25 protein-coding genes are annotated in these 18,762 nt (G+C 46.2%); 3 read left to right on the top strand and 22 right to left on the bottom strand.

The features are described from left to right. Positions 1-40 precede the first annotated feature (40 nt). The 12 genes from BC343_RS27505 to BC343_RS27555 all read right to left on the bottom strand — a co-directional run bounded on the left by BC343_RS27505 (position 41) and on the right by BC343_RS27555 (position 9,808). A complete protein-coding gene (locus tag BC343_RS27505; RefSeq protein WP_143822378.1) occupies positions 41-619 on the bottom strand; it encodes a DUF6712 family protein in 579 nt (192 codons plus the stop codon). Beyond that, positions 616-1,815, bottom strand: coding sequence for a phage portal family protein (locus BC343_RS27510; protein WP_078351017.1), 1,200 nt, complete (start codon positions 1,813-1,815; stop codon positions 616-618). The genes BC343_RS27505 and BC343_RS27510 overlap by 4 nt, the downstream gene beginning before the upstream one ends. Continuing rightward, positions 1,808-2,188 carry a hypothetical protein gene (locus BC343_RS27515; protein WP_078351018.1) on the bottom strand — a complete coding sequence of 127 codons (381 nt, stop codon included), beginning with the start codon at positions 2,186-2,188 and terminating at the stop codon, positions 1,808-1,810. Before BC343_RS27515 ends, BC343_RS27510 begins: the two co-directional genes overlap by 8 nt. 84 nt (positions 2,189-2,272) lie before the next feature. Then, positions 2,273-2,794 carry a hypothetical protein gene (locus BC343_RS27520; RefSeq protein WP_078351019.1) on the bottom strand — a complete coding sequence of 174 codons (522 nt, stop codon included), beginning with the start codon at positions 2,792-2,794 and terminating at the stop codon, positions 2,273-2,275. Between the two features lie 70 nt (positions 2,795-2,864). Next, complete coding sequence (locus BC343_RS27525) at positions 2,865-3,842, bottom strand: hypothetical protein (protein WP_078351020.1); 978 nt, start codon at positions 3,840-3,842, stop codon at positions 2,865-2,867. 15 nt (positions 3,843-3,857) lie between these two features. After that, positions 3,858-4,634 carry a hypothetical protein gene (locus BC343_RS27530; protein WP_078351021.1) on the bottom strand — a complete coding sequence of 259 codons (777 nt, stop codon included), beginning with the start codon at positions 4,632-4,634 and terminating at the stop codon, positions 3,858-3,860. A 21-nt stretch (positions 4,635-4,655) separates the two neighbouring features. Next, positions 4,656-5,261, bottom strand: coding sequence for an XkdF-like putative serine protease domain-containing protein (locus BC343_RS27535; protein WP_078351022.1), 606 nt, complete (start codon positions 5,259-5,261; stop codon positions 4,656-4,658). 73 nt (positions 5,262-5,334) lie between these two features. Then, complete coding sequence (locus BC343_RS27540; RefSeq protein WP_078351023.1) at positions 5,335-7,383, bottom strand: hypothetical protein; 2,049 nt, start codon at positions 7,381-7,383, stop codon at positions 5,335-5,337. Between the two features lie 2 nt (positions 7,384-7,385). Continuing rightward, on the bottom strand, positions 7,386-8,555 hold the full coding sequence (locus BC343_RS27545; RefSeq protein ID WP_078351024.1) for a hypothetical protein: 1,170 nt from the start codon (positions 8,553-8,555) through the stop codon (positions 7,386-7,388). A 4-nt stretch (positions 8,556-8,559) separates the two neighbouring features. Then, a complete protein-coding gene (locus BC343_RS27550; RefSeq protein WP_078351025.1) occupies positions 8,560-9,072 on the bottom strand; it encodes a hypothetical protein in 513 nt (170 codons plus the stop codon). Then, entirely contained in the window at positions 9,060-9,191 is a 132-nt protein-coding gene (locus BC343_RS31840) for a hypothetical protein (protein ID WP_262493478.1), read from the bottom strand. Before BC343_RS31840 ends, BC343_RS27550 begins: the two co-directional genes overlap by 13 nt. Continuing rightward, entirely contained in the window at positions 9,164-9,808 is a 645-nt protein-coding gene (locus BC343_RS27555; RefSeq protein WP_143822379.1) for a hypothetical protein, read from the bottom strand. The genes BC343_RS31840 and BC343_RS27555 overlap by 28 nt, the downstream gene beginning before the upstream one ends. 229 nt (positions 9,809-10,037) lie before the next feature. Between BC343_RS27555 and BC343_RS27560 the strand changes: the two genes are divergently transcribed. Beyond that, the gene (locus BC343_RS27560; RefSeq protein ID WP_078351027.1) at positions 10,038-10,574 is read left to right on the top strand and encodes a DUF4468 domain-containing protein; all 537 of its coding nucleotides are present in this window, start codon (positions 10,038-10,040) and stop codon (positions 10,572-10,574) included. Here the strand turns inward: BC343_RS27560 and BC343_RS27565 are convergent. The 10 genes from BC343_RS27565 to BC343_RS27610 form a co-directional block, all read right to left on the bottom strand. Beyond that, a complete protein-coding gene (locus tag BC343_RS27565) occupies positions 10,571-12,757 on the bottom strand; it encodes a hypothetical protein (RefSeq protein WP_078351028.1) in 2,187 nt (728 codons plus the stop codon). The two genes, BC343_RS27560 and BC343_RS27565, sit on opposite strands and share 4 nt — an antisense overlap. 56 nt (positions 12,758-12,813) lie before the next feature. Further along, positions 12,814-14,028, bottom strand: coding sequence for a hypothetical protein (locus BC343_RS27570; RefSeq protein ID WP_078351029.1), 1,215 nt, complete (start codon positions 14,026-14,028; stop codon positions 12,814-12,816). A 46-nt stretch (positions 14,029-14,074) separates the two neighbouring features. Further along, entirely contained in the window at positions 14,075-14,323 is a 249-nt protein-coding gene (locus BC343_RS27575) for a hypothetical protein (RefSeq protein WP_078351030.1), read from the bottom strand. Continuing rightward, the gene (locus BC343_RS27580; RefSeq protein WP_078351031.1) at positions 14,320-15,333 is read right to left on the bottom strand and encodes a glycosyltransferase family protein; all 1,014 of its coding nucleotides are present in this window, start codon (positions 15,331-15,333) and stop codon (positions 14,320-14,322) included. Before BC343_RS27580 ends, BC343_RS27575 begins: the two co-directional genes overlap by 4 nt. 4 nt (positions 15,334-15,337) lie before the next feature. After that, entirely contained in the window at positions 15,338-15,562 is a 225-nt protein-coding gene (locus BC343_RS27585; RefSeq protein WP_143822380.1) for a hypothetical protein, read from the bottom strand. A 123-nt stretch (positions 15,563-15,685) separates the two neighbouring features. After that, positions 15,686-16,177 carry a hypothetical protein gene (locus BC343_RS27590; RefSeq protein ID WP_078351033.1) on the bottom strand — a complete coding sequence of 164 codons (492 nt, stop codon included), beginning with the start codon at positions 16,175-16,177 and terminating at the stop codon, positions 15,686-15,688. 63 nt (positions 16,178-16,240) lie between these two features. Beyond that, complete coding sequence (locus tag BC343_RS30875; protein WP_143822381.1) at positions 16,241-16,576, bottom strand: hypothetical protein; 336 nt, start codon at positions 16,574-16,576, stop codon at positions 16,241-16,243. Between the two features lie 41 nt (positions 16,577-16,617). Beyond that, positions 16,618-16,761, bottom strand: coding sequence for a hypothetical protein (locus BC343_RS31165; protein WP_156088781.1), 144 nt, complete (start codon positions 16,759-16,761; stop codon positions 16,618-16,620). A 45-nt stretch (positions 16,762-16,806) separates the two neighbouring features. Beyond that, entirely contained in the window at positions 16,807-17,208 is a 402-nt protein-coding gene (locus tag BC343_RS27605; RefSeq protein WP_078351036.1) for a hypothetical protein, read from the bottom strand. A 64-nt stretch (positions 17,209-17,272) separates the two neighbouring features. Then, complete coding sequence (locus tag BC343_RS27610; protein ID WP_078351037.1) at positions 17,273-17,503, bottom strand: hypothetical protein; 231 nt, start codon at positions 17,501-17,503, stop codon at positions 17,273-17,275. Between the two features lie 119 nt (positions 17,504-17,622). Here BC343_RS27610 and BC343_RS27615 point away from each other — a divergent pair, with 119 nt between their 5' ends. Next, positions 17,623-18,384: a helix-turn-helix transcriptional regulator gene (locus BC343_RS27615; protein ID WP_078351038.1), complete on the top strand. Its 762-nt coding sequence runs from the start codon at positions 17,623-17,625 to the stop codon at positions 18,382-18,384. Then, the gene (locus BC343_RS27620) at positions 18,377-18,724 is read left to right on the top strand and encodes a helix-turn-helix domain-containing protein (protein ID WP_078351039.1); all 348 of its coding nucleotides are present in this window, start codon (positions 18,377-18,379) and stop codon (positions 18,722-18,724) included. Before BC343_RS27615 ends, BC343_RS27620 begins: the two co-directional genes overlap by 8 nt. Positions 18,725-18,762: the final 38 nt, after the last annotated feature.

Raw genomic sequence — 18,762 nt, forward strand, 5'->3', positions numbered from 1 at the left:
AGTTTTTGTTCGTTGCGTTGGGTGGTTTTCTTTGGCATATTCAACAATTTGGTTTATCGCCCTGGTACCAGCTTTCGTAGCCCCTGTCTTTTTTAACATCCTCATTACCCAGATAAACAGGACAACTATAACTTCGCCCGTCGGGTACAATAGTGTCGATACCGTTTCCCGGGTTTATATATTCCGGAAAGTATTCTGCCGCGTTTTGCCTTAGATAAAGCCTTAATCTGTTGGCATAAAATTCAGCGCGATTTTTGTATTTGTTTGCCAGGTCTACCAATTCGCTCATGCTGGGCAAGTCGGTGTTTTCGCCAAGTTTTCTGACTACACCCTTGTTCCAAAACTGGTAGGAAATAGTGGTAGGCAGATCGGTAAGCGTGTAATAGACAAGGCAATCGGCAACAAAATCGTCCAGCAGGGTTTTATATGCGCCGGCTATGGTATTGGTGCTAATGAGCGACTGCAACTTAGTATACAAAGCGCTCCCGAGCAAGGGATGGATATACATATCCTGTGCTATTTTTATATCCGGGTAAAGCAATTTAGGGTCGATTTTGCCGTGTATGGCCGTACGGTCTTTTATCATTGTATCACTTACCAGTAATATGTTCAAGCTCATGCTACAGCCTCCTTCGTGTTAGTTGCGGGTAGGTTCCAGTATTCTTTTGGCACGTTCAATTTTTCGAAAATGAACTCTTTTGGCAGCAGGCTTACTACGCTATCGATAGCTATTTGTATGCCTACAGGATCTAATTGCTCAATGTAGAGGTCGGCGATTTGCCCGTTAAATGCGCTGAAATAATTGGCTATGCGCTCCCAATCTGCCTGCTTGGGTTTGGCGTAGGTGTTAATGAATATTTGGTAAGCTGCCGTTAATTCGCTGGTGCCGCCTAATTGCCCCTGCGTTTTTATGCCGAACAGCATAGGGCTAACCACCTGGTGCCCGGTGAATATTTCCTGCTCGCATGTTTTGTTCAGTAGGTCGAACTGTTTGTCTAATTCACTTGCAGAAAGGTCGGTTATGTTGATCGACTTTTCTTTTGATGAATTGAAGAACAGCAGGAATTTGCCTGCATTTTCGGCACCCGAGAACTTCTTCGTCATTCGCTGCTCTATCTCGCGCTTTTTTTCATCGGTAGGGTCGCCGTTGAAAAACTCGATAGCTTTGCTCGGCATCATACCATTTTTGATGGCGGAGAGATGGAACTTGCTTATCTCGATATCGGTTTCGATATAATTATTGCATGGCAAATACTCGGGGAGCGGGTAAACATCGGTACCGGGGCGGTATTCATCGTAGGCAAATAGTTGCAAGCCTTTTCTTTGATTCACATCAAACTCAGGGTAAGCAATTGCATCGCCGCGGGTTTTCCAATCATCTTTGAAGAGAAAGCCGCTTTCTTTACCCCGTCTTACTTTGTGGAAGGGGAGGTGCAGAATTTCGCCGATGCGCCCAACTTGGTCCCAGGCAATGAGTAAACGGGCTCCGCCGAATATCTCCACATCCTTGATTGCCTTTTTAGCTACATCGTCCCAGGTTTCGCCAAGGTTGTTGATCGCGGGGAGTTGAAAGCCCTCTTTGCTCGAGCGGCTTTTAAAGCCGCCACCTGCTATGTATTTCGCTTTGCTGTTGATGATAGCACCATGCTTAGCCGATTTGTTATAGAGCCACAGCAGGTATTCGGGATATAGGTTATCCTTGCCGAAAAGTATGAAATCTTTATTCCTTACTTCCTTAAATTCGGGCACCGCTGCGTCTGCAAACTTCACAAACATCAGTTCGGGCAAATTATAAGTATCGTGTTGTTTATCCATTGTATGCCTTGTAGGTTGCCGGTTGGTGGTATTGGGTAAATTCAAAATCGGTTTCGCTGCTCAATCGCATTTTGCCAAATTCAACTTCGCCGGCAGTAAATGCGGGGTTGGTATTTGTGGGGTTATCCTGCTGATACGCGGTGTAATGCCATTCGCCAACCGGCATCCCGGCAAAGTAAGTTGCTGTATTAATGTCGAACTGATTGTAACGGTCGGGGTAGGGACTTTCGTCGGCTCCCATTACCACGGCTACAACTTGTTTTGTGGCAACGTGGGTGAAAACGAATAGGTAGTGAGGGGCTTCAAGCGTTGTTAGTTCGGTGAGGGTGACTATTATTTTTTCGCTTTGTTGCCCGGCGGTTAGCTCCAGCATATAGTTAAGTATAAAAAGCGGGTGAGTGTTTCCGGGAAATAACACCCTTCAGGTAAAAAACTTGAAGGGTGTTATTGAGAGTAGTTAAGCGCCCGGAGTTTCCAGGGTAAGTATTACGTTGGCTGGTACCTGTGGCGCAAGTTCTTTCTCGTTACCAGAGAATGGTACGGTATACCCATTGCGGTCGCCCCAGGCAGTGCCGGTAGCAGCTACGGCATTGTTTACCATCATACCATACTCGCGGCCGTAAAGCCAACCGCTGCCGGTATTATCTACGGCAACTATGGCAACATTACCTTTGGCAAGCAACATTAGCTCATTACGTACCGATGCCTGGCGTTTGTTTAGGATTATCTCGCCGGTTTGGGCGGCAAATGTGGTGCCGTTGGCTTCGCTAACGGTAAGTGTTTCGCTGAAGTTCGAGGTTTCGCGGATGAGGCTGTATTTCCAGAAACGTTTTCCGGGTGCTTTGGTGATAGCGGAAACTATGCCGCTTGCCTCGGTAACAGTGCTTACGTTGCCTATCTCGATAATGTAAATTTCTTTTATGCCGCCTACAGCGTCGCGGCAATCTAAATTAAAACCTTGTGTTAATGCGCAAGACATATTTTGTTGTTTTTAAATGAACCCGTTCGCCCGGGCAATGGTTATTAATTTTATGCTTTTACGCATAGTTTTAGGCTGTGAGCTTGAAGGTTACCACTTCATCAGGGAAGGCTACGTTCACGCCATCTTTAAATTCGGCCACAAAACGTACCTCGTCGGCCTCCTTGGCAAAGAATATTTCCCATTTCTCCTCCTCGTTCTCCAGGTCGGTTGCCAGGTAAAGGTTGCTGGTGCGCATGGTGAATAACCTGTTGGTGCCATCTAAGCCATGTACTGCCGATAGGCGGTAGCTGGTGCCCGGTATCACAATTTCGTCGTTCTCGGCACTCAGTTCCGAACCTTTAGGTGCAAAGTTGAACAGGTTTTGGTCGGTATAAGCAGAGATGAATTTTGAGAAGGTATCCCAGCCGCAGAATATGCGCAGGTCGGCTTTGCCTTGCAGGGCGGCAGGTAATGCCAGCCATTGGCTGCCTACAATTTTGCGAACGTTGTCGATGGTGATGCCTGTGGCCGCGCTGATAGCACCGCCGGCAATGTACTGCGCCTGGTTTGCGTTGATGTTTTGCCCCGATGCATCGTTCAGTTTTATCAGTCCGTCGAATTTGTTCAGGTTTACATTAGGGCTGGTTGTATCACCCTGCCAAACGGCTGTTTCCAGTTGCTCGGCAATTTTACCGGCTTTGCGGTCGGTGTAGTCCTGTTCAAAAGGTATCGCATCGTAGCGGCTGCCTTTTTGCAGGGCTTTTTGAGTGTATTTGCTTTCGAGCGTTTTAGGGCAAAGGCTTTCGTTCACTTTTATTTTGCCCACTTTAACCTCGCGTTGGGTAAAACGCGTGTTGCCCGATGAGTTGAAACCGCAGGTGCCGCCTTGCTGAAAAATAGCGTCGGTTTCCATAATTTCTATCTGTTCAGAGGTTTTTACGCCCGTCATCACGGTGCCTTCTGCCTGTATCAGCTTCATCGTTTTTGAGCTGAACAGCGATCGCAGTACCAATAGTTCTGCGTTTTCGATAGTGTAGTTGTTTAGTGCGGATACGTCGTATGCCATTTTATTGATGTTTGTTTATGCTTGTTGTTCTTTAATTCGTTCTGCTGCGTCGATGTATTTATCGAGCTTAGTTTTCTTCGAGTCGGCACGCTGGAAGCTGAAAACCTTTTTTTGTTCGGGAAGCTCGCCGCCTGGTAGTTTGGCAAATTCGGTAAACAGGGCAACAAGTTCCTGGTTAATGTGCTGCTGTTTTGCCAATTGTATTTTCAGTGCCTGTAATTGCTGCTGCTGTGCGGTAAAGCTCTCTTTGCAAAGCCTTATATCGGCTAACGCGCTGACTAATGCACCTTCATCGTCGTCGCCCTCAAACCTTTTCATCGCTGCGCGTAACTGTTCCGGTGTTTTTGGTGCAGGTGTTTTGCCTTTTACTTTGCCTGATACCACTTTGGTTATCAGGCCGGCGGCGCCTACTGTAATTACTGTTCCATCAGGCAGGGTGTAATCGCCTGCCGGTGCGGGGCTGCCTTTTACAGTTGCTTTACCGCCTACTTCCGGTTTATCAACAGTTAGCACGGTGCCATCAGCAAGTTGGTGGTCCTTAGCCATCGCCTTGGGTGCTTTTACCTTGGTAATTGTGCCTGCTTTGTCTACTATGAGCATCGTTTCATCTTCCAGCGTGTAGTCGCCGGCGGGGGCAGGTTTGCCGTCGATGGCTACTGTGCCACCTATTGCTATTTGGCTTACGGTTATAATAGTGCCATCGGGCAGGGTGTGTTCGGCGGGCGTTTGCGCCGGGTCGTCAAATTTCAACGCCTGTCTTATTCTTTCGAGAATGGTTGCCGCTTTGTTCATGCGTGTTGTTTTGGTTAAGTATTAATTTGTTGCCTGTGTTTCGTTTAAAAGTTTCATAATTATTTCCAGGGTTTGTTCGGGGCTGCGTTTTATGTCATTTGCGTTCATTTTCACATATTGGAATATACCTTCTACCGAAAAGCCTCTTAGTTCGCCCGATTTGATGCGTGCCCAGGTATCATCATCATCCACTTTTGCGGATATGAACCAGCTGCCATCGGCGCTGCCTTCAAAGCCTTTCATGGGCATAATGCCACGGTTGCTGTCCGTAATAAAGCTTTCGAAAATGGTTACGCCGCTAAGCTGCCGGCCGGGGTTATGAAAAAGGTTGAAGTTTTGGATGAAGCCCTTTTTAAAAAACTTTTGTACAATAGCCGTAATGGTTTCTCTATCGAACTGCACGTAGTATTCGCCCAGCGCATCGTCCTTACGGTAAATTGGTATATCTGCCAGCATAGCCGGCCCGGATATAATACGCTTGTCTTCATTTACCGCAAATCTTGCTTTTTCGGCAAAAGCCAGGAAGTTTTTTTCGATAGCGGGGCGGTCTACCAGGGCTACGAAGCTTACCTCGAGTTCCGAGTCGAAGGTGTCATCGATGCAACATTTATAAATTTTGAGGTTCATGTAATTAAGTATAAAAAGGATGGGGGTGTTTCGCTTTTGGGGAGTAAAAAGTGAAAATTTCTTTTGCCGAGGCTTAATACAGCGTGTAATTAACCTTCAATAGCTCCACCTGGCATTCGCCGGGGGTACTCAGGTTATAGTCGCTTATTTTATTTAGGCGAAATAGCACGCCATCAATGTTGATGTACTTAGAGAGATCGAGGTTGTATATATCGGCAGGAGTAAGGTAAAAACTGGCGGTAAGCAGTTTGCCGTCTTTATCGGTTATTTCGGCCATATAGCTGCTCCAGTACAGGTTAAACTGTGTATTGCTGAGCGTGCCGCTTGCTAAGACAAAGAATAATTCTTCCAGTGCCCCAAAGTTAAGGTCATTCGTTGGCGCGTCCGGGTCATCCAGGTGCCCGGCATATCCATAATCCGTTGGCGATGTCAATGTAGTTGCCCCGTCTTTGATCGCCCAGGATGCAACGTCTGTTATTTTTTTTGCCTGCAATATTCTTACAACGCTATCAATTTGTTCCTCTTCTATTGACGATGCCTCTGCTTGCTTAGTGCCTGTTTGTTTCAAAATGGTACTATACACTTTATCCTCGCCATTATAACCAACCAGCGGTGTGGGCGCAAATATCAGTTCAAAGCTTTTGGTTTGATCTGCAAACTCGTACTGAGAATTAAAAATGTAGCTACCATATGATTGGCCATAACGCTTATTATAAAGATCATTATAATAGTCAGAATCGCTTTTGTACTGAAACTTATAAAGCTTAGCATTAAGTTCGCTCATCGGTTTCAACTGAATGTTCGCGTCACGGTTCAGTTTATAAGTCCAGTCTACCGATTCTGAGTTGTCGGTGCCAAAAAAATCTACATATGGCGTAATGCAAATGAGCCTGCTATCAAATTTATCCTCGTACACATACAGGTTGAACAACTTGACGATCGAAACAAGGAAGTCTATCTGCCGAATGTTTTTTGGTATCATTTCATTCATTGGCACAGGGTCGCCTATCAGTATAGGTATTTGCGCTGTTGATCCCACTGATGTGGCTACAGCAACCTGCCCGCTTGAAAATGTAAACGATGTATCGGCGTAAAATTGGTAATTCAATGTATCGCCTGGGTTTACAGATGTTGAAACCGATGATCCAACACTAAAAAAAGAGGTAGAAGTGCCGCTTTGAGAAGCTACCAACGAACCATTTTTATAAAGCCGCAGTTGCCCGCTGTGTGTTCCTCCACTGCTCCAGGTACCGTTAACGCCAACAATTATATCAACATTTGTTGTGGCGGAGCCCGCAAACGTAAAAATGTTCCTGTTGGTGTTAAATGTAAAGCCGCTCCCCGTTATAGTGGCCCAAGAGATATCATTCGGGCTTGAACTCAACCGGGAAGGTGTACTTATATTTGACAATTCCGTACTGCCGGCAGCGGTTCTTGTGAGCGTTTTTCTGTTGTACGGAATAACGAGTTTTGCAAATCTTGTTGAATTAAAAAAAACTGATCGATACCTGAAACCTGCGTTTCCGAACATTTTATCCAGGTATTCTTTTACGTATATAGCCGGGCGGAACGTCCTGTAATCCCAACTGTGCTTATCTGCAGAGTAGTTACCATGATCGATGAGCGGGTAAAAGTAACCACTGCCGGAGGTGTTATCCCAACTGTTTATTATGCCGGCGAGGCTAAGAGTATGGTCGTATTCACTAAGATCCAGGTCTTGCAGTAGTTTGCTGCTTAATTGGGCATTCAATAAAAAAAGATCACCAAATACGCTAACCTCATACTCTATTCTTCCGTTAACGATATTGATCTGCAATATGCGCAGTACGCCCCTAAAGGTTTGTATATTATCCTGAAAGATGATACAGGCGGCACTTTTGGATGCGTTGAAATTGTAACCGAAGTTAGGCTTGGTTTCATCATAAACATTGGCCTGACCAATATCATATATATGCCCGAATATGCGGTTGTTTTTTGCCGTGCCCGGTAGTACGATGGTTTTACTGAACGATGTTTGCCGGCTGCTGAAATCGCGCACATCGTCTATGGATATAGTTAATAAGGCAGATAGGTCGACACTGATATCCAGCTGTTCATTCTCTAAAAATATCTCGGTTTTCATGCCTATCGGTACTGTGTATTAAAGGTTTCGCCAAACTCGATATTGAGGGTTAGGTTAGTGAGCTTATCGTTAAGGGTTTGCCGTAATTCGTAATTATTATCGCTGATGGTGCAGGGTAAAAAGTATTCGCCCTGTTGCAGGTAAACCATTGGCGATGCTACTAATTGAGCCAGCCAGGTATATTCCTCGTCGGTAAGTATGTCTGAGTTGAGTGTTAGCTTCTCGGTAAATTGGCTTGCGTATACCGAATTGGTTTGGTTATATACGCCGTTGGCATTGTAATAGTTCACACTCCCATCGGTTCCGATATCGTAGGAGAGCCGCCCGTACCCTGTTTTTGTAATGGCGATATTTTTACGGCTTAGTTTGTTAAAGTTCCGGCTTTCGAAACCGCCAAATTTATTAAGGAAATGGATAGCGTAATTGGTATAGCGAGTTTCGCACACCAGGTTAAGCCGGTACTCGCTATTGTTTATTTTTACAGTGTAGTAGGCTGCCCCATCCAAAAAGCCAGTTGCATAATTTGAAAGTACTGCCGGCGCTATATTGATCAGTTGTAAAGTATATGCAGCAGGTGTAAACGTAGTGGATATAGTGTTGAGGATATTACCTGTTTCGGTATAGCTTTTTACGAGCAGGTTTATTGCCCCGCCCGATGTTGGGAAATAGGGCAGAAAGCAAAAGGTATCATCAGTTTGCACCGGTGTTGCGTATGGCCTTTTGCTTATTACCTTATCAGCATAGCCGCCCAAAACTGTCTGTTGGCCCGGCATGCGCCCATTGTAGTGGTTATAGTACCTGCGCTGGCTATCGGCAACCAGGTTTTCGTAAAGGGAGTATCCATATTCCTCTCCAAATTTTACGGTAACATCCACATAAAATTCGTTTAAGCCTAATTGCTGCGGCCGCAAAGCCAGCGGCTCGGGGTTAAACACTGCCGACACGTAGTTGCGCACAATATTGCCTATATTAAAAACGCCCATTTTATTATCAGGCCGTGGTACGCGTTTTATGGTGGCAACCCTTTCGGCACCAACATATATATTGGCTACGTATTTATAATCGGTATAAGTGCCGGGGTTAGTAGCCTTGGTAGCTTCATATACCACAAATATCAAATCCTCGTGCGCGCTGCAGTAGCTGCCGGGCGTTGTTTTTATTTCTATAGCCATTGGGTTAAAATTGCTCTAATGAATTAATGATGTCCTGTACGAAGGCTTCTTGCAGGCTATCGGCAGTATAAGCACCGCCTATGGCAACCACTTCGTCAAAAAAACCCTCGCTATTTTTGCCTCGCTTTTTGCTTGCCAGCGAGTACAAGCGGCCGGCTTTGGTATTGCCTAATATCTTTTTCCCAATCTTTGCCCTGAGCGGCGCTTTCGAGCCCTGGTTTACAAACTTGTAATAATCTAAGGCCATAACTTGCATGGTAACTTTGCTGCCCGAGCGGTAAGGGCCTTTGGCCTTAAACGATTTGTACAATTTGCTGGTGGCAGGGTGCCCGCGGCTTTTAAAGCTTTCTGCCGCCATAGTGGCAAAGTCTTCAGCACAATTGGCCAGGGTTGTAACACACGCTGTTGGTTGAAAGGCCGAATTGCCCGCACGTTTTGCCACCCAGGCTATTCTCACCTGTTTTACAACCTGCTTCAAAATAGCTTTCGCCGATAGTGTATCGTTTATTGCTGCCATCTTTTGTTTAGTTCGGTATCATAAACGGCTTTGGCCTTTAAGTATGCCAGCCCGTTCAAAACTTGTATAATGGGTAATTCGTAGGCCGCATCTAAGCTGATGCCTTCAAATTCGGCCACTTGTTTGGTTGAATAGATCCATCCATAACGGCCGAGAAAATTGTTACCAGTTCTTCCGCTTGCTTGCGGCTCTTGCCCACTTCCATCATCTCCGCTACCAAAGAGGCCCGCATAGCTTCTATTAAACTTTTGTAGAGCTTGCAAAAAAAAATACAGGTGTGGTACAACACGGTAATAGGCGCATTAAGCATGTCCTGTGCTATTTGTTGGTGCCGGGATGCTTTGTTGGCTTGCTTAAAGCCCCATTTTACGGGCTGCACTATTGATGCAAGTATGTAATGCAGGTTAGCTATAGGATCATTAGCAAAGTGGCTTATCTCTACATATTGCCGGTGCTTAAGTTTAGATGGAGTGTAGTTTACACTGTATTTACGCGTACCCACCATAAAACTTTTAACCGGTTTGCCGGGTATTTGTGCCGATAGCAAAAAACGGCAATCATTAGCCAGGGCGTTAAACTGTGTTACAGTTAGTTCATCCACCTGTTGCTCGGTAAGGTTGTGTACCACACAAATAAGGCGGGTTAGGCGGCTCAGTTCGTCAATTTCGGGCGCTATGGCCATGGCATGTATTTCCTGAAATTGTGCAACGGAGATAGAGTTCCAAGATATTTTCATATAAATAAGTATAAAAGCTAATGCGCTGTTGGATGCTTTTTTATTTTTTGTTGACAATAGCCGCTTCGCAGAACTGCAGAAAATAAATGGCGGCGTACATTTACTAAGGTGTTTTTTATATCTTTAGCATCGTTGTATTAACACGGGGAGGCCAACAAATGCTACAGTTTTTAAGCGTTTAATTAAACCTTTCGATGTTAGCTTTATCTGAGAAGAAAACACTAAACCGATGAAACAATTAATCTGTCTATTTGCCTTATTACTTCCCGCAATTGCCTATTCACAAAAATTTCCTATTGATAGTGCTACACAAAAAGTAACCTATAAAGAAGTTGTACTTGCCGACGGCCTTACCAAAGACCAGTTATTTAGCAATGCAAAGCTTTGGGCCGTAAAAACTTTCAAGTCGGCAAAAGATGTTATACAGCTGGAGGACAAGGCGAGCGGCAAGGTGGTTGTACAGGGTGTAAGCCAAATTAATACTGAGAGTAGGCCATACGATCATATGCTGGGTTACAGTATAGATATTACCGTAAAGGATAATAAATACAGGTTTATTATTACCGACTTTACCGTTATTACCGGCAAGGTAAAACCATTTTCGCTTGACGCCGCTATGGGCATTAAAGGGAACATAAAAGAAGATGGTACTTACAGCGCCTTTTTTAATAAAACAGCCATCCCCGAAATGCGGGTAATAGATATCCTTATAGATGACCTGAAGAATACGATGGCGGGTAAAGCCAAAGCAGCAGACGATTTTTAACCACCCAGCCTTGCTGCCCGGTTAAGCCGGGTGGTGCGTGAGCTATCCTTGTCTATATCCTGTTCAAGCACGTAGGCTCGTACAGTTGCGTTGCCTATTTGGTTTATTTGGTCTTGCGGCAATTGCGTATTTACAGCTTGTGGCTTGGGCACTATGGGGGCTGGCGCACCCGCCGCTACCGAAGGTGCAGAACCACCCGGCGCACCGGGTACTTGCACAGCCACAATTTTTTTGATGTTGGCCAAGCCCGATGCAACGGCAACTGCCGCAGCAATAGTTGCTCTGATAACTGATGATGGGTCGAAAGCGATTAATTGCGATTCATAAGCCTTTTGGGCGCTCAGATAAGTGCTTATAGTTGCTGCGGTTACGGCAAGCACTTTACCTGCAAGCGTGTTTTTACCTGCAAATTCAACTGCCAGGTCGTTAAGTTTAAACAGGTTATCGGCCATTTCTTTTTTGTGGGCTAATTCGGCCTCGTCAATGGCTTTCCTTGCATCAACATTTTCCTGTAATATCTTTTTTCTGTCCTGCTCGGTTATCGTTGTATTGTTGATTATTTTAGTATGCCATTCCTCTATTGCGGCCAATCGCTCATCATGGCTCAATGTTTCGTCGTTAGCTTGGCTTTTAAGCTCTTCAATTCGGACAGTAGCGTTCTCTGCATTGTTTTGTTTTAAAAGCCTGTCGCGTTTTCTAAGCGCTTCGGTAAGCAATTGGTCTTTTGTTTGGTTGCTTATGTCCTGGCCTTTTATTTCTCGTTCCTGTGCCTCGTAATCGGCTTGTATCCTGGCTTCGTCGTGCTTTTGCTTATTGGCAATGGCCTCAATATCGTTATCCTCACGCATTTTGGCAAGCTGGTCCAGTGCCGTTTTTTCCCTTGCGGCTTTTGCGTCATTTTGTTCTTTATCTAACTTATCCAGCTTGGCATGGAATGTTTTTTCGGCCTCAAGCAGTAAAGTGTTTTTTTGCTCTTGTGTTTTTTCGCTTTGCGTTATTTCTTTCTGCTGGTTAATGTATTGGTGTTCGAGCTGCTTTTTTGCCAGCTCTTTTGCATCTGCTAACCTCGCCTCCTCACCCTCGTTTTTTATACCACGCAATTCTTTCTCAAAAGCATTTAGTTTTTGTTTTTCGCGTTTTTGCTGCTCGGCTATTCCATTATCATAACCCGCTTTCTGATTCTTTAACTTTAAAAGACCGTCTTCCTGTGCTTTGTACGACTTATCGGCCTCTTCCTGCATGCCTTCCGGATCAAACACCAGCGAGGCAACCGACTTTAGTCCCTTGTTCAGCATGTCATTCAGCCCAAAGTCTTTGCCGAGCGCTTTGCCAATAGCGTCTATCCCCATTGTAAGCGCCTCTAAGGGCGCCGAAGATAATTGCATGAGCATGGTTAGCAAATTACGGTTGCGTTCTGCCGTTTTAATAGCGGCTTTGTCGGCAATTTTTTGCGCATTAAGTTGCGCCTCAGATGCCTCAATAGTTTTCTTAACCTGGTTAGATTTTATTTGGAGGATATCCTTTTCCGATTTACCCTGCGATTTCAGGATATTGTCCTGATCGTTAATATGAGCAAGCTTTTCTTTTTCCTGGTCGGCATTTTCAGTAGCGGCGGCCAAGTTGGCCTTTTGCTCGGCACTAACGCCGCTTATTGCACCTTTTATTTTATCCCAATAGGCCACTACTGCGGCCAATCCAAGCAGCAATGCGCCTACGCCCGTACTGCTAATGGCCACATTGATGCTTTTGAACGCATCAACGGCAACGGTTTTAAGCGCCATAAAGCTTTGGATATTACCCCTTATTTTATCGGCGAAGGACATTGCCCCCTCTACTTTTTTCAGGGCGTCTTCTACATCTTTGCTCCCTAAACCTACCAGTTGCAGGGTATCATTTAAGGCCCTAACGCCGGCGACAGTTGTTTTAACCGATTCTGCAAAATCGTCGAACGTTTTTTTTGGGTTGGCATCCGTTGCGCTGTCGCTTGTGGTTTTTATACTACTCTCCAGCTCGGTTATCTTCTCCGCAGCTTTGGTGGCCTGTTCGCTTGTATCGCCAAAGGCTTGTTTTAGCTTTTTGAGTTCTTCAGATGCTTCATTGATCTCGGTTTTTAATTGTTTAATGCTCTTGCTGGCCTGGCTGGAATCAAGCTCCAGCGTTGCGGCTATTACGGTTTCTGCCATGCAATTAAGTATTCAAACGCAGGCGCTGTTGGCGAATAAATTACTTTTGCGGCCAATTACCACACACTTATTTGCCCATGGGCGAGGCTGTTTTTCCAAATATGACGGGCAAGGGCCAGGCTGCATACGCAGTCGTCGTGCAGGCCGGCGGGGGCCGAGTATAGCACGCCCGTGCGGGTATATTCGAACTCGAAATTCTCCATTTCATCTTTTATTGCCCCTTCGGGGAAGGCAATTTCGCGGCTTTGCACGGCGTAGGCCAGGCCTTCCATTATTTGTTGTTTGCTGCGCGATGTGAAAATAAACGAGGTAACATCGCTACGCTTCTCGGCAATGTGCTCGGCTATTGGGTCGCCCACGCCGGTACTATCAATGGCCATGGGTGCGTAGGGCAGGTTGAGGATGGTTTGGGTAACATGCATCCAGGTAGTTTTGGTTTGGCGCGTAAAATGGCAAACCTGCCCAAACTTGTCGAGCCCGATGATGACGAAGTAGTCGTGCTTTTTTGCCAGATCGATACCAAAGCAAACCGGTGGGTTATTGCTTAGTGGCGCAATACAACGGGCTATGTGCCCAATGCCGAAAGGGTTGCTGCCATCTTCGGAAACTTCGGCCAGGTAAAGTTCTTTAAATACAGCTTCGGGCAGGTCTTTTTTAGCTTCCTCAATTTCGTTCAAGAAGGGGCGGCCATCTTTGGTTACAAGCCCTGCGGCCGCGGCATCATAAGCGGTAATGCGGAAGTAGGCATAATTAGCATCGCCGCCTTGTTTGGCTTTTTGGCATAGCTTGTAATACCAGTTTTTCTTCCCTTTTACGTTGCCTATAAATTTGCATTTGCCGGCAGTAGCGGTTAGTGTACTGCGCAGCGCGTACCAGGCCTCCTCGCGGCAGCGGCTGGCCTCATCCATAACGCAGGCGTAAACATCGTCGCCGTAGAGGTTGTCGGGTTCCTCGCCCGTTTTAAACTCTATTTTTCCCCCGGTGCTTAAGGTGATACAGCGGTTGGTTTCGTTGGAGTTGAAGAAGCTGCGGTTGTTTATTTGCGCCTTCATACGGTCGAACGCTATTTTGGCCTGTACCACGGTAGGGGCCACCCACCATACCGACTGGTTGGACTTGCATTTTAGGGCTTCCTCAAAAAGCCAAACAATATGGCTGGCGGTTTTGCCCACCTTGGTACTTGCCTCGGTACAAGTGTAACGCGCGGGGCTGTTAAGTATCTCTAACTGGTAAGGATAGAGGAAGGGGCGGATGTAGTTTATCTTCGGCATTTTTAGATAATAGATGATGGTTGATAGTTGATGGTAGCTTCGCGTGTTACTGTGCATCATCGCCTGTGTTCTCCGCCAGCCATTTATCGTATTGCGCATAGGCGAACTTCACCAAATCGATAACGCAAGGCTGGCACCATAGGGTGCTGATATAGTTGGGAGCGAATTCGAGTCTGATAATATCAACCATTCGCTGGCGGGTTGCCATATCAAGGTGTTTGATGATGCCCGCCGCCATCAATGTGGTGTAGATGTGGCGGTGCTCATCAAGAAATTGTATGCTGGCCGGGTTCATACTAATGCCTCCCTGCGTTGTTGATTAATAGTATCGAAGTCGTAATGCTGCGCGCAATGCGCCTGTAAATGTTGCCCAAGCTCTTTGCGCATGGCTTCATCGTTTACTAAAGCGCGGATATGGGTTAACCAATCGGTCGGCTTGTTGGCATAAAGCACCGGCAAGCCGAGGTATGGGTGTACCTTGCTTGTTATTACAGGCAGGGCCGAGTGCGCGGCTTCTAATACCTTCAGGTTGCTTTTGAAACTATTGAAAGCGTTTTTTGCCAGCGGAGCCAGGCAAATATCGGCTAAACCATAGTTGCGGTAATATTCGAACGGGCTGGCAGCGGGCATAATGGCGCCTTTTAGTTTAAGTCCGTTGGTATAAGTGCTCACCATAGCATCCCAAGCCGGGTGTTTGGTGTAGCCGCAAAGCACCATCATGAGTTGGCGGTTTAGTTCCGCATGGTGTTGTATGCCTTTAATGGCAGGTGCAAGCAGGCGCATATCGGCCTGGTGGGTAATGCTACCTTGCCAAAACAAGCGTATGCGTTCGCCAGGGGTGTGGCATACCGGGAAGTATTCGGTATGATGAGGGATAGCGTTTGGCAGTACCACTACGTTTTTGTTGAAGGGGTAAATTTGCTCCGCTAATCGTTCGTGAGTGGTGGTTACCACATCTGCCTGCTGTATATGGCGCTTTTGTATAGCCGCAAAACTGTTTCGGCGGTAATCGTGGTAGGCGATGTGCGATGGAGGCAAATGCCAATGGTCGTCAACATCTACGGCAATTTTTAGCCCTTTTTTGATGCAGAGGTTTACCACGCTATCGTCAACATGCCGGTTGTAGTAAACGGTGTGGTAGCCTTTTGCCAGTTCAGCCTCGTCGGCAAAATTGGTGATGCGCGTGTTCAGTCCGGGCATCATTAATAAGGGCATTAGTACCCTGTGGAAACCGGGGCCGCTATCTTTGCCCACTAAGCCAAGTATATCCATGTTGTGTTTAATTACTTTTATGCGTTTGCGCATAGTTTTATAAATATTTCATAATTACTCCCTCGAGCATGGCACCTGCAAAAATGCCAAGGGGGAAGAATAGTAGCGCGTACAAGCCGTAGCCGGCAAATGCAGCTATGATGAGGGCGCACCAGCCGCTCATGCACATGAGGCAATTGAAGGGGCGATAGTTGATGCGGTTTACCTGCAGCCAGCTAAAGGCACAGGCAAGGGCGGTGAGGATAACTTCGTGTTTGTTCATTAGTGTCATTAGTTCATTGGTGGGTTTGGGCCTATGTAATGTTGAGGGGTGTAGTGGCTAACCCCTCCCTGCCTTTGCGCGCTTGCCAGCCGCACCCCTCCCCGAGGAGGGAATTTTTATCGCTTAGCTTGTCACTTTCGTCCGTATCGCCTTGCAGGCCTGTTGCACAGTTTTGTAAATGCTTTCGAAGGGGATGCCGGTTTCCTGTTCCATAGCGCGGTAGCTGCCCAGTTTCAAGTATAGTTTCAGCAGTTCTTTATCGTACCAGTAAAGGTTGTCAATCTCCGTAATTGCCTGGGTTAGCATAGCCTCTTTTTCTTTGTCATACTCTATGTATGCAGGTTCTATTATATTCTCCAGTTCTACCCAGCTGGCCCGGAACTTTTTGAAGAAGGGGCTTGTACTGCTTTGCGCCAGGTTGAGGATAATGCGCACAGCGTAAAACCGCAGCACACCCTGTTGGTGCAAAGCCATAATTTTTTCTTCGGGCATTTCGCAGAGGATGAGCGCTACTTCGGCGCGAAGGTCGTCGTGCAACCACTCGGGGCGCATTTTTTTAATACACCGGTTAAACTCTCTGGAGTTGAATAATTCGGTAAGCAGTTTATTTTTCAAATCTTTAAGGTTATGTCATAATCCGTTGGTTCGTTATCTTTCCGTGCACTGTCGGCTCGGTCTTTATAGGTTTCGGGGCGTTTGGCCTTTAGCAGGAACATTAGGAGGGTATCCGAGTAGTCCTTTACTTTGCCTATAAGCTTGCCGCCGTGGTAAACCGGTTTGTCGGTGCCGTGTATGGCGCTGTACTTCATCTTCCAGCATATCAATACCCATTTGTTGTGCAAGCAGAAATGCCGCGCGGAACTTGGCATCCGCCTCGCGCCATTGGTATACTTTGCGTCTGTCTACCTTTGCTGTTTTAGCCGCCATGGTAATGTTGCCGCAAACTTCCAGTTTGCGCAAAAAGGCATCCTGTATTTGTCGTTTGGTGCGGGTTTCTTTTTTAGGTTGGGTCATTGAGTCATTAAGTCATTGAGTCATTGTTAGGGTGGCTGTTTTCAATACTTCTCCCACTTAGTGCAGTCGTAAAAGGTGCGGCGGTGGCGCAGGTTGCATTGTATGCACTGGCGTTTATTTTGGCCTTTCAGCAAGCGCCAGTCGTGGGCGCCGAGCAGGCAAAGGATGGTTTGGAGTAGTTTCATGGTTTTGTGGGTTTAGTTAATTGTTATCAGAGGCGGTGGGGAGGCTTATGCTACCTCAGCTAACTGCCCTTGCCCTGCCGATGCCAATACATTTTGCAATACCAAATGCAAAACCTCCTGTTGCTGGTATAGCGTGGCATCTTGTTCCCACCAAAGTAAAGGCTCGTTAATGATGATCCGCCCGTTGTAGCATCTGCCCGATGGGCTTTGCTTTATTCCCTCGTAACTATTGAACCCCTCGTTACTGATGATGGCTTCGAAGCAGCTTATTGGTAACTTGTACAGCAGCGTATCTTCCAAGTGCGGCTTAAAGTCCTCCCTGTCTTCGAGGTACAGGGTCAAAAAGTTTTCCGATAGTTCGTGCTCGGCAATTACTATACGGCTTTTATCGAATCTTACCGATACCAGCAGCATCAGCAGGTCGTGGTTGGTTCTTTGTGCGTTCATTAGTTCAATGGTTTATTGGTGGGGTATTGTTGGCTTTCCTTAGCGATGGGTTTGAAACCCATCGCTAAGGTTTATACTCCGGCAGCCATTGGTTATCACCTTTCCATTGCTGTAGGCTTAGTACGTTTTGGTATTGTGCTGTTACGGCAAGCCAATAGCCGTTGTAAGCTGCGCGTTGGTTAGGGCTTGCTTTTGGTGGCAGGCGGGGCGCGGTTGGGAGCGCCATTAATTTGGCAATGCCCGGCGCTACACCGCATTGTGCGGTTTTTTGTAGAGTTAATTGGCTGTTTTGCATTTGTTTATATTATATTTACTTTTGTAAAGTGGCTGTTGGCGTTTGTTAATATACAAATGTAAGTATAATACTTACAATGTCAATAGTTTTGATTGATTGTGTAAGTATTTTGTATTAAAATGGCTGATTATCAGGGAGAAAAGTTTAAAGAATTTTTAGATAGGAAAGATATTGCTGTAGCCAATGCTGCCCAGCAATTGCAGGTTACCCGGCAAACGGTTTATCAGTATTTCAAAACTAACAACCTTAGTCGCGAGGTTGTAAATAAAATACTTACTGTATTTGAAACGAGTACTGAGGAGGTTTTTGGTACAAATGAGCACAAAGGGCCGCGTTTGGAAGCTTTTCCGCTGCATTTGGCCGGCGACCCGGGTGATTTTGATAACGACGGTACCCGCTTTGAGGAACTGCCCGATGGCACCTTGCGCATGCGTGTACCCATTATTCCTTATAAAGCTTTTGCAGGATACTTACATGGTTTCCAGGATAAGGAATATTACGAAGACCTGTCTTATACTTCCATTGAAGTTGCTAAACAACACCGCGGGCATTACCTGGCCTTTGAGGTGCGCGGCGATAGCATGACCACCCTGGAGCCCGAGTTTTTCCGCCAAAGTATTTTTGAAGGCGTAAAGGTGGTGGCGCGCGAACTGCCCAAAACACAATGGCGCTATAAGCTGCATACCCATAACTGGGAGGCCTGGGTAATTGTACATAAAACCGAAGGCATCCTTATTAAGCAGATAACCCGCCACGATGTGGAGAAGGGTATCATCACCATCCACTCGCTTAACCCTGATAAAATAAAATACCCCGACCAGGACCTCTACCTGGATGATATTGAACAGATATTTAACGTGGTGAAAAAAATTGATGAGTAACAGCATCGAACCTATTGCCAAGCGCCTGCGCGATATACTGCTGAACGAGTTCGGGGGCAACCAAAGTGCGTTTAGTAAGGCTATTGGTATGTCGCAGCCATCGGTTAGCCGCGTTATTAATGGCGACAGGCCGGTATCTCAACGCATTATTGATGGTGTTTGCAAAAAGCTGGGCTACAGTGCCGATTGGTTTATAAACGGCAAAGGTGCCAAAAAGGTAAAGGGTGCTGATGTAAAACTGGTAACCGAGCTAAGCATGCTGCGCACCGAGTACAATATTCTGCTTAACCGGGTGGAAAGGCTGGAGGCGAGGATGAAAGCGTATGAGGAGAGGGGATAGATGTGCAGATTTCAGATGTGCAGATTGTCTGAACCTTG

This window comes from Mucilaginibacter pedocola (assembly GCF_002013915.1).
In the GTDB taxonomy this organism is placed as follows: Bacteria; Bacteroidota; Bacteroidia; order Sphingobacteriales; family Sphingobacteriaceae; genus Mucilaginibacter; species Mucilaginibacter pedocola.

Bases quoted from the DNA above. Each gene is read 5' to 3' on its own strand.
- BC343_RS27610 (WP_078351037.1), bottom strand. From the start codon at position 17,503: ATGCAAAACAGCCAATTAACTCTACAAAAAACCGCACAATGCGGTGTA.
- BC343_RS27620 (WP_078351039.1), top strand. From the start codon at position 18,377: ATGAGTAACAGCATCGAACCTATTGCCAAGCGCCTGCGCGATATACTG.
- BC343_RS27605 (WP_078351036.1), bottom strand. From the start codon at position 17,208: ATGAACGCACAAAGAACCAACCACGACCTGCTGATGCTGCTGGTATCG.
- BC343_RS27565 (WP_078351028.1), bottom strand. From the start codon at position 12,757: ATGGCAGAAACCGTAATAGCCGCAACGCTGGAGCTTGATTCCAGCCAG.
- BC343_RS27585 (WP_143822380.1), bottom strand. From the start codon at position 15,562: ATGAACAAACACGAAGTTATCCTCACCGCCCTTGCCTGTGCCTTTAGC.
- BC343_RS27615 (WP_078351038.1), top strand. From the start codon at position 17,623: ATGGCTGATTATCAGGGAGAAAAGTTTAAAGAATTTTTAGATAGGAAA.
- BC343_RS27520 (WP_078351019.1), bottom strand. From the start codon at position 2,794: ATGTCTTGCGCATTAACACAAGGTTTTAATTTAGATTGCCGCGACGCT.
- BC343_RS31165 (WP_156088781.1), bottom strand. From the start codon at position 16,761: ATGAAACTACTCCAAACCATCCTTTGCCTGCTCGGCGCCCACGACTGG.
- BC343_RS27540 (WP_078351023.1), bottom strand. From the start codon at position 7,383: ATGAAAACCGAGATATTTTTAGAGAATGAACAGCTGGATATCAGTGTC.
- BC343_RS27555 (WP_143822379.1), bottom strand. From the start codon at position 9,808: ATGAAAATATCTTGGAACTCTATCTCCGTTGCACAATTTCAGGAAATA.
- BC343_RS27545 (WP_078351024.1), bottom strand. From the start codon at position 8,555: ATGGCTATAGAAATAAAAACAACGCCCGGCAGCTACTGCAGCGCGCAC.
- BC343_RS27575 (WP_078351030.1), bottom strand. From the start codon at position 14,323: ATGAACCCGGCCAGCATACAATTTCTTGATGAGCACCGCCACATCTAC.
- BC343_RS27570 (WP_078351029.1), bottom strand. From the start codon at position 14,028: ATGCCGAAGATAAACTACATCCGCCCCTTCCTCTATCCTTACCAGTTA.
- BC343_RS27515 (WP_078351018.1), bottom strand. From the start codon at position 2,188: ATGCTGGAGCTAACCGCCGGGCAACAAAGCGAAAAAATAATAGTCACC.
- BC343_RS27525 (WP_078351020.1), bottom strand. From the start codon at position 3,842: ATGGCATACGACGTATCCGCACTAAACAACTACACTATCGAAAACGCA.
- BC343_RS27580 (WP_078351031.1), bottom strand. From the start codon at position 15,333: ATGCGCAAACGCATAAAAGTAATTAAACACAACATGGATATACTTGGC.
- BC343_RS27535 (WP_078351022.1), bottom strand. From the start codon at position 5,261: ATGAACCTCAAAATTTATAAATGTTGCATCGATGACACCTTCGACTCG.
- BC343_RS27550 (WP_078351025.1), bottom strand. From the start codon at position 9,072: ATGGCAGCAATAAACGATACACTATCGGCGAAAGCTATTTTGAAGCAG.
- BC343_RS27530 (WP_078351021.1), bottom strand. From the start codon at position 4,634: ATGAACAAAGCGGCAACCATTCTCGAAAGAATAAGACAGGCGTTGAAA.
- BC343_RS27505 (WP_143822378.1), bottom strand. From the start codon at position 619: ATGAGCTTGAACATATTACTGGTAAGTGATACAATGATAAAAGACCGT.
- BC343_RS30875 (WP_143822381.1), bottom strand. From the start codon at position 16,576: ATGACCCAACCTAAAAAAGAAACCCGCACCAAACGACAAATACAGGAT.
- BC343_RS27560 (WP_078351027.1), top strand. From the start codon at position 10,038: ATGAAACAATTAATCTGTCTATTTGCCTTATTACTTCCCGCAATTGCC.
- BC343_RS27510 (WP_078351017.1), bottom strand. From the start codon at position 1,815: ATGGATAAACAACACGATACTTATAATTTGCCCGAACTGATGTTTGTG.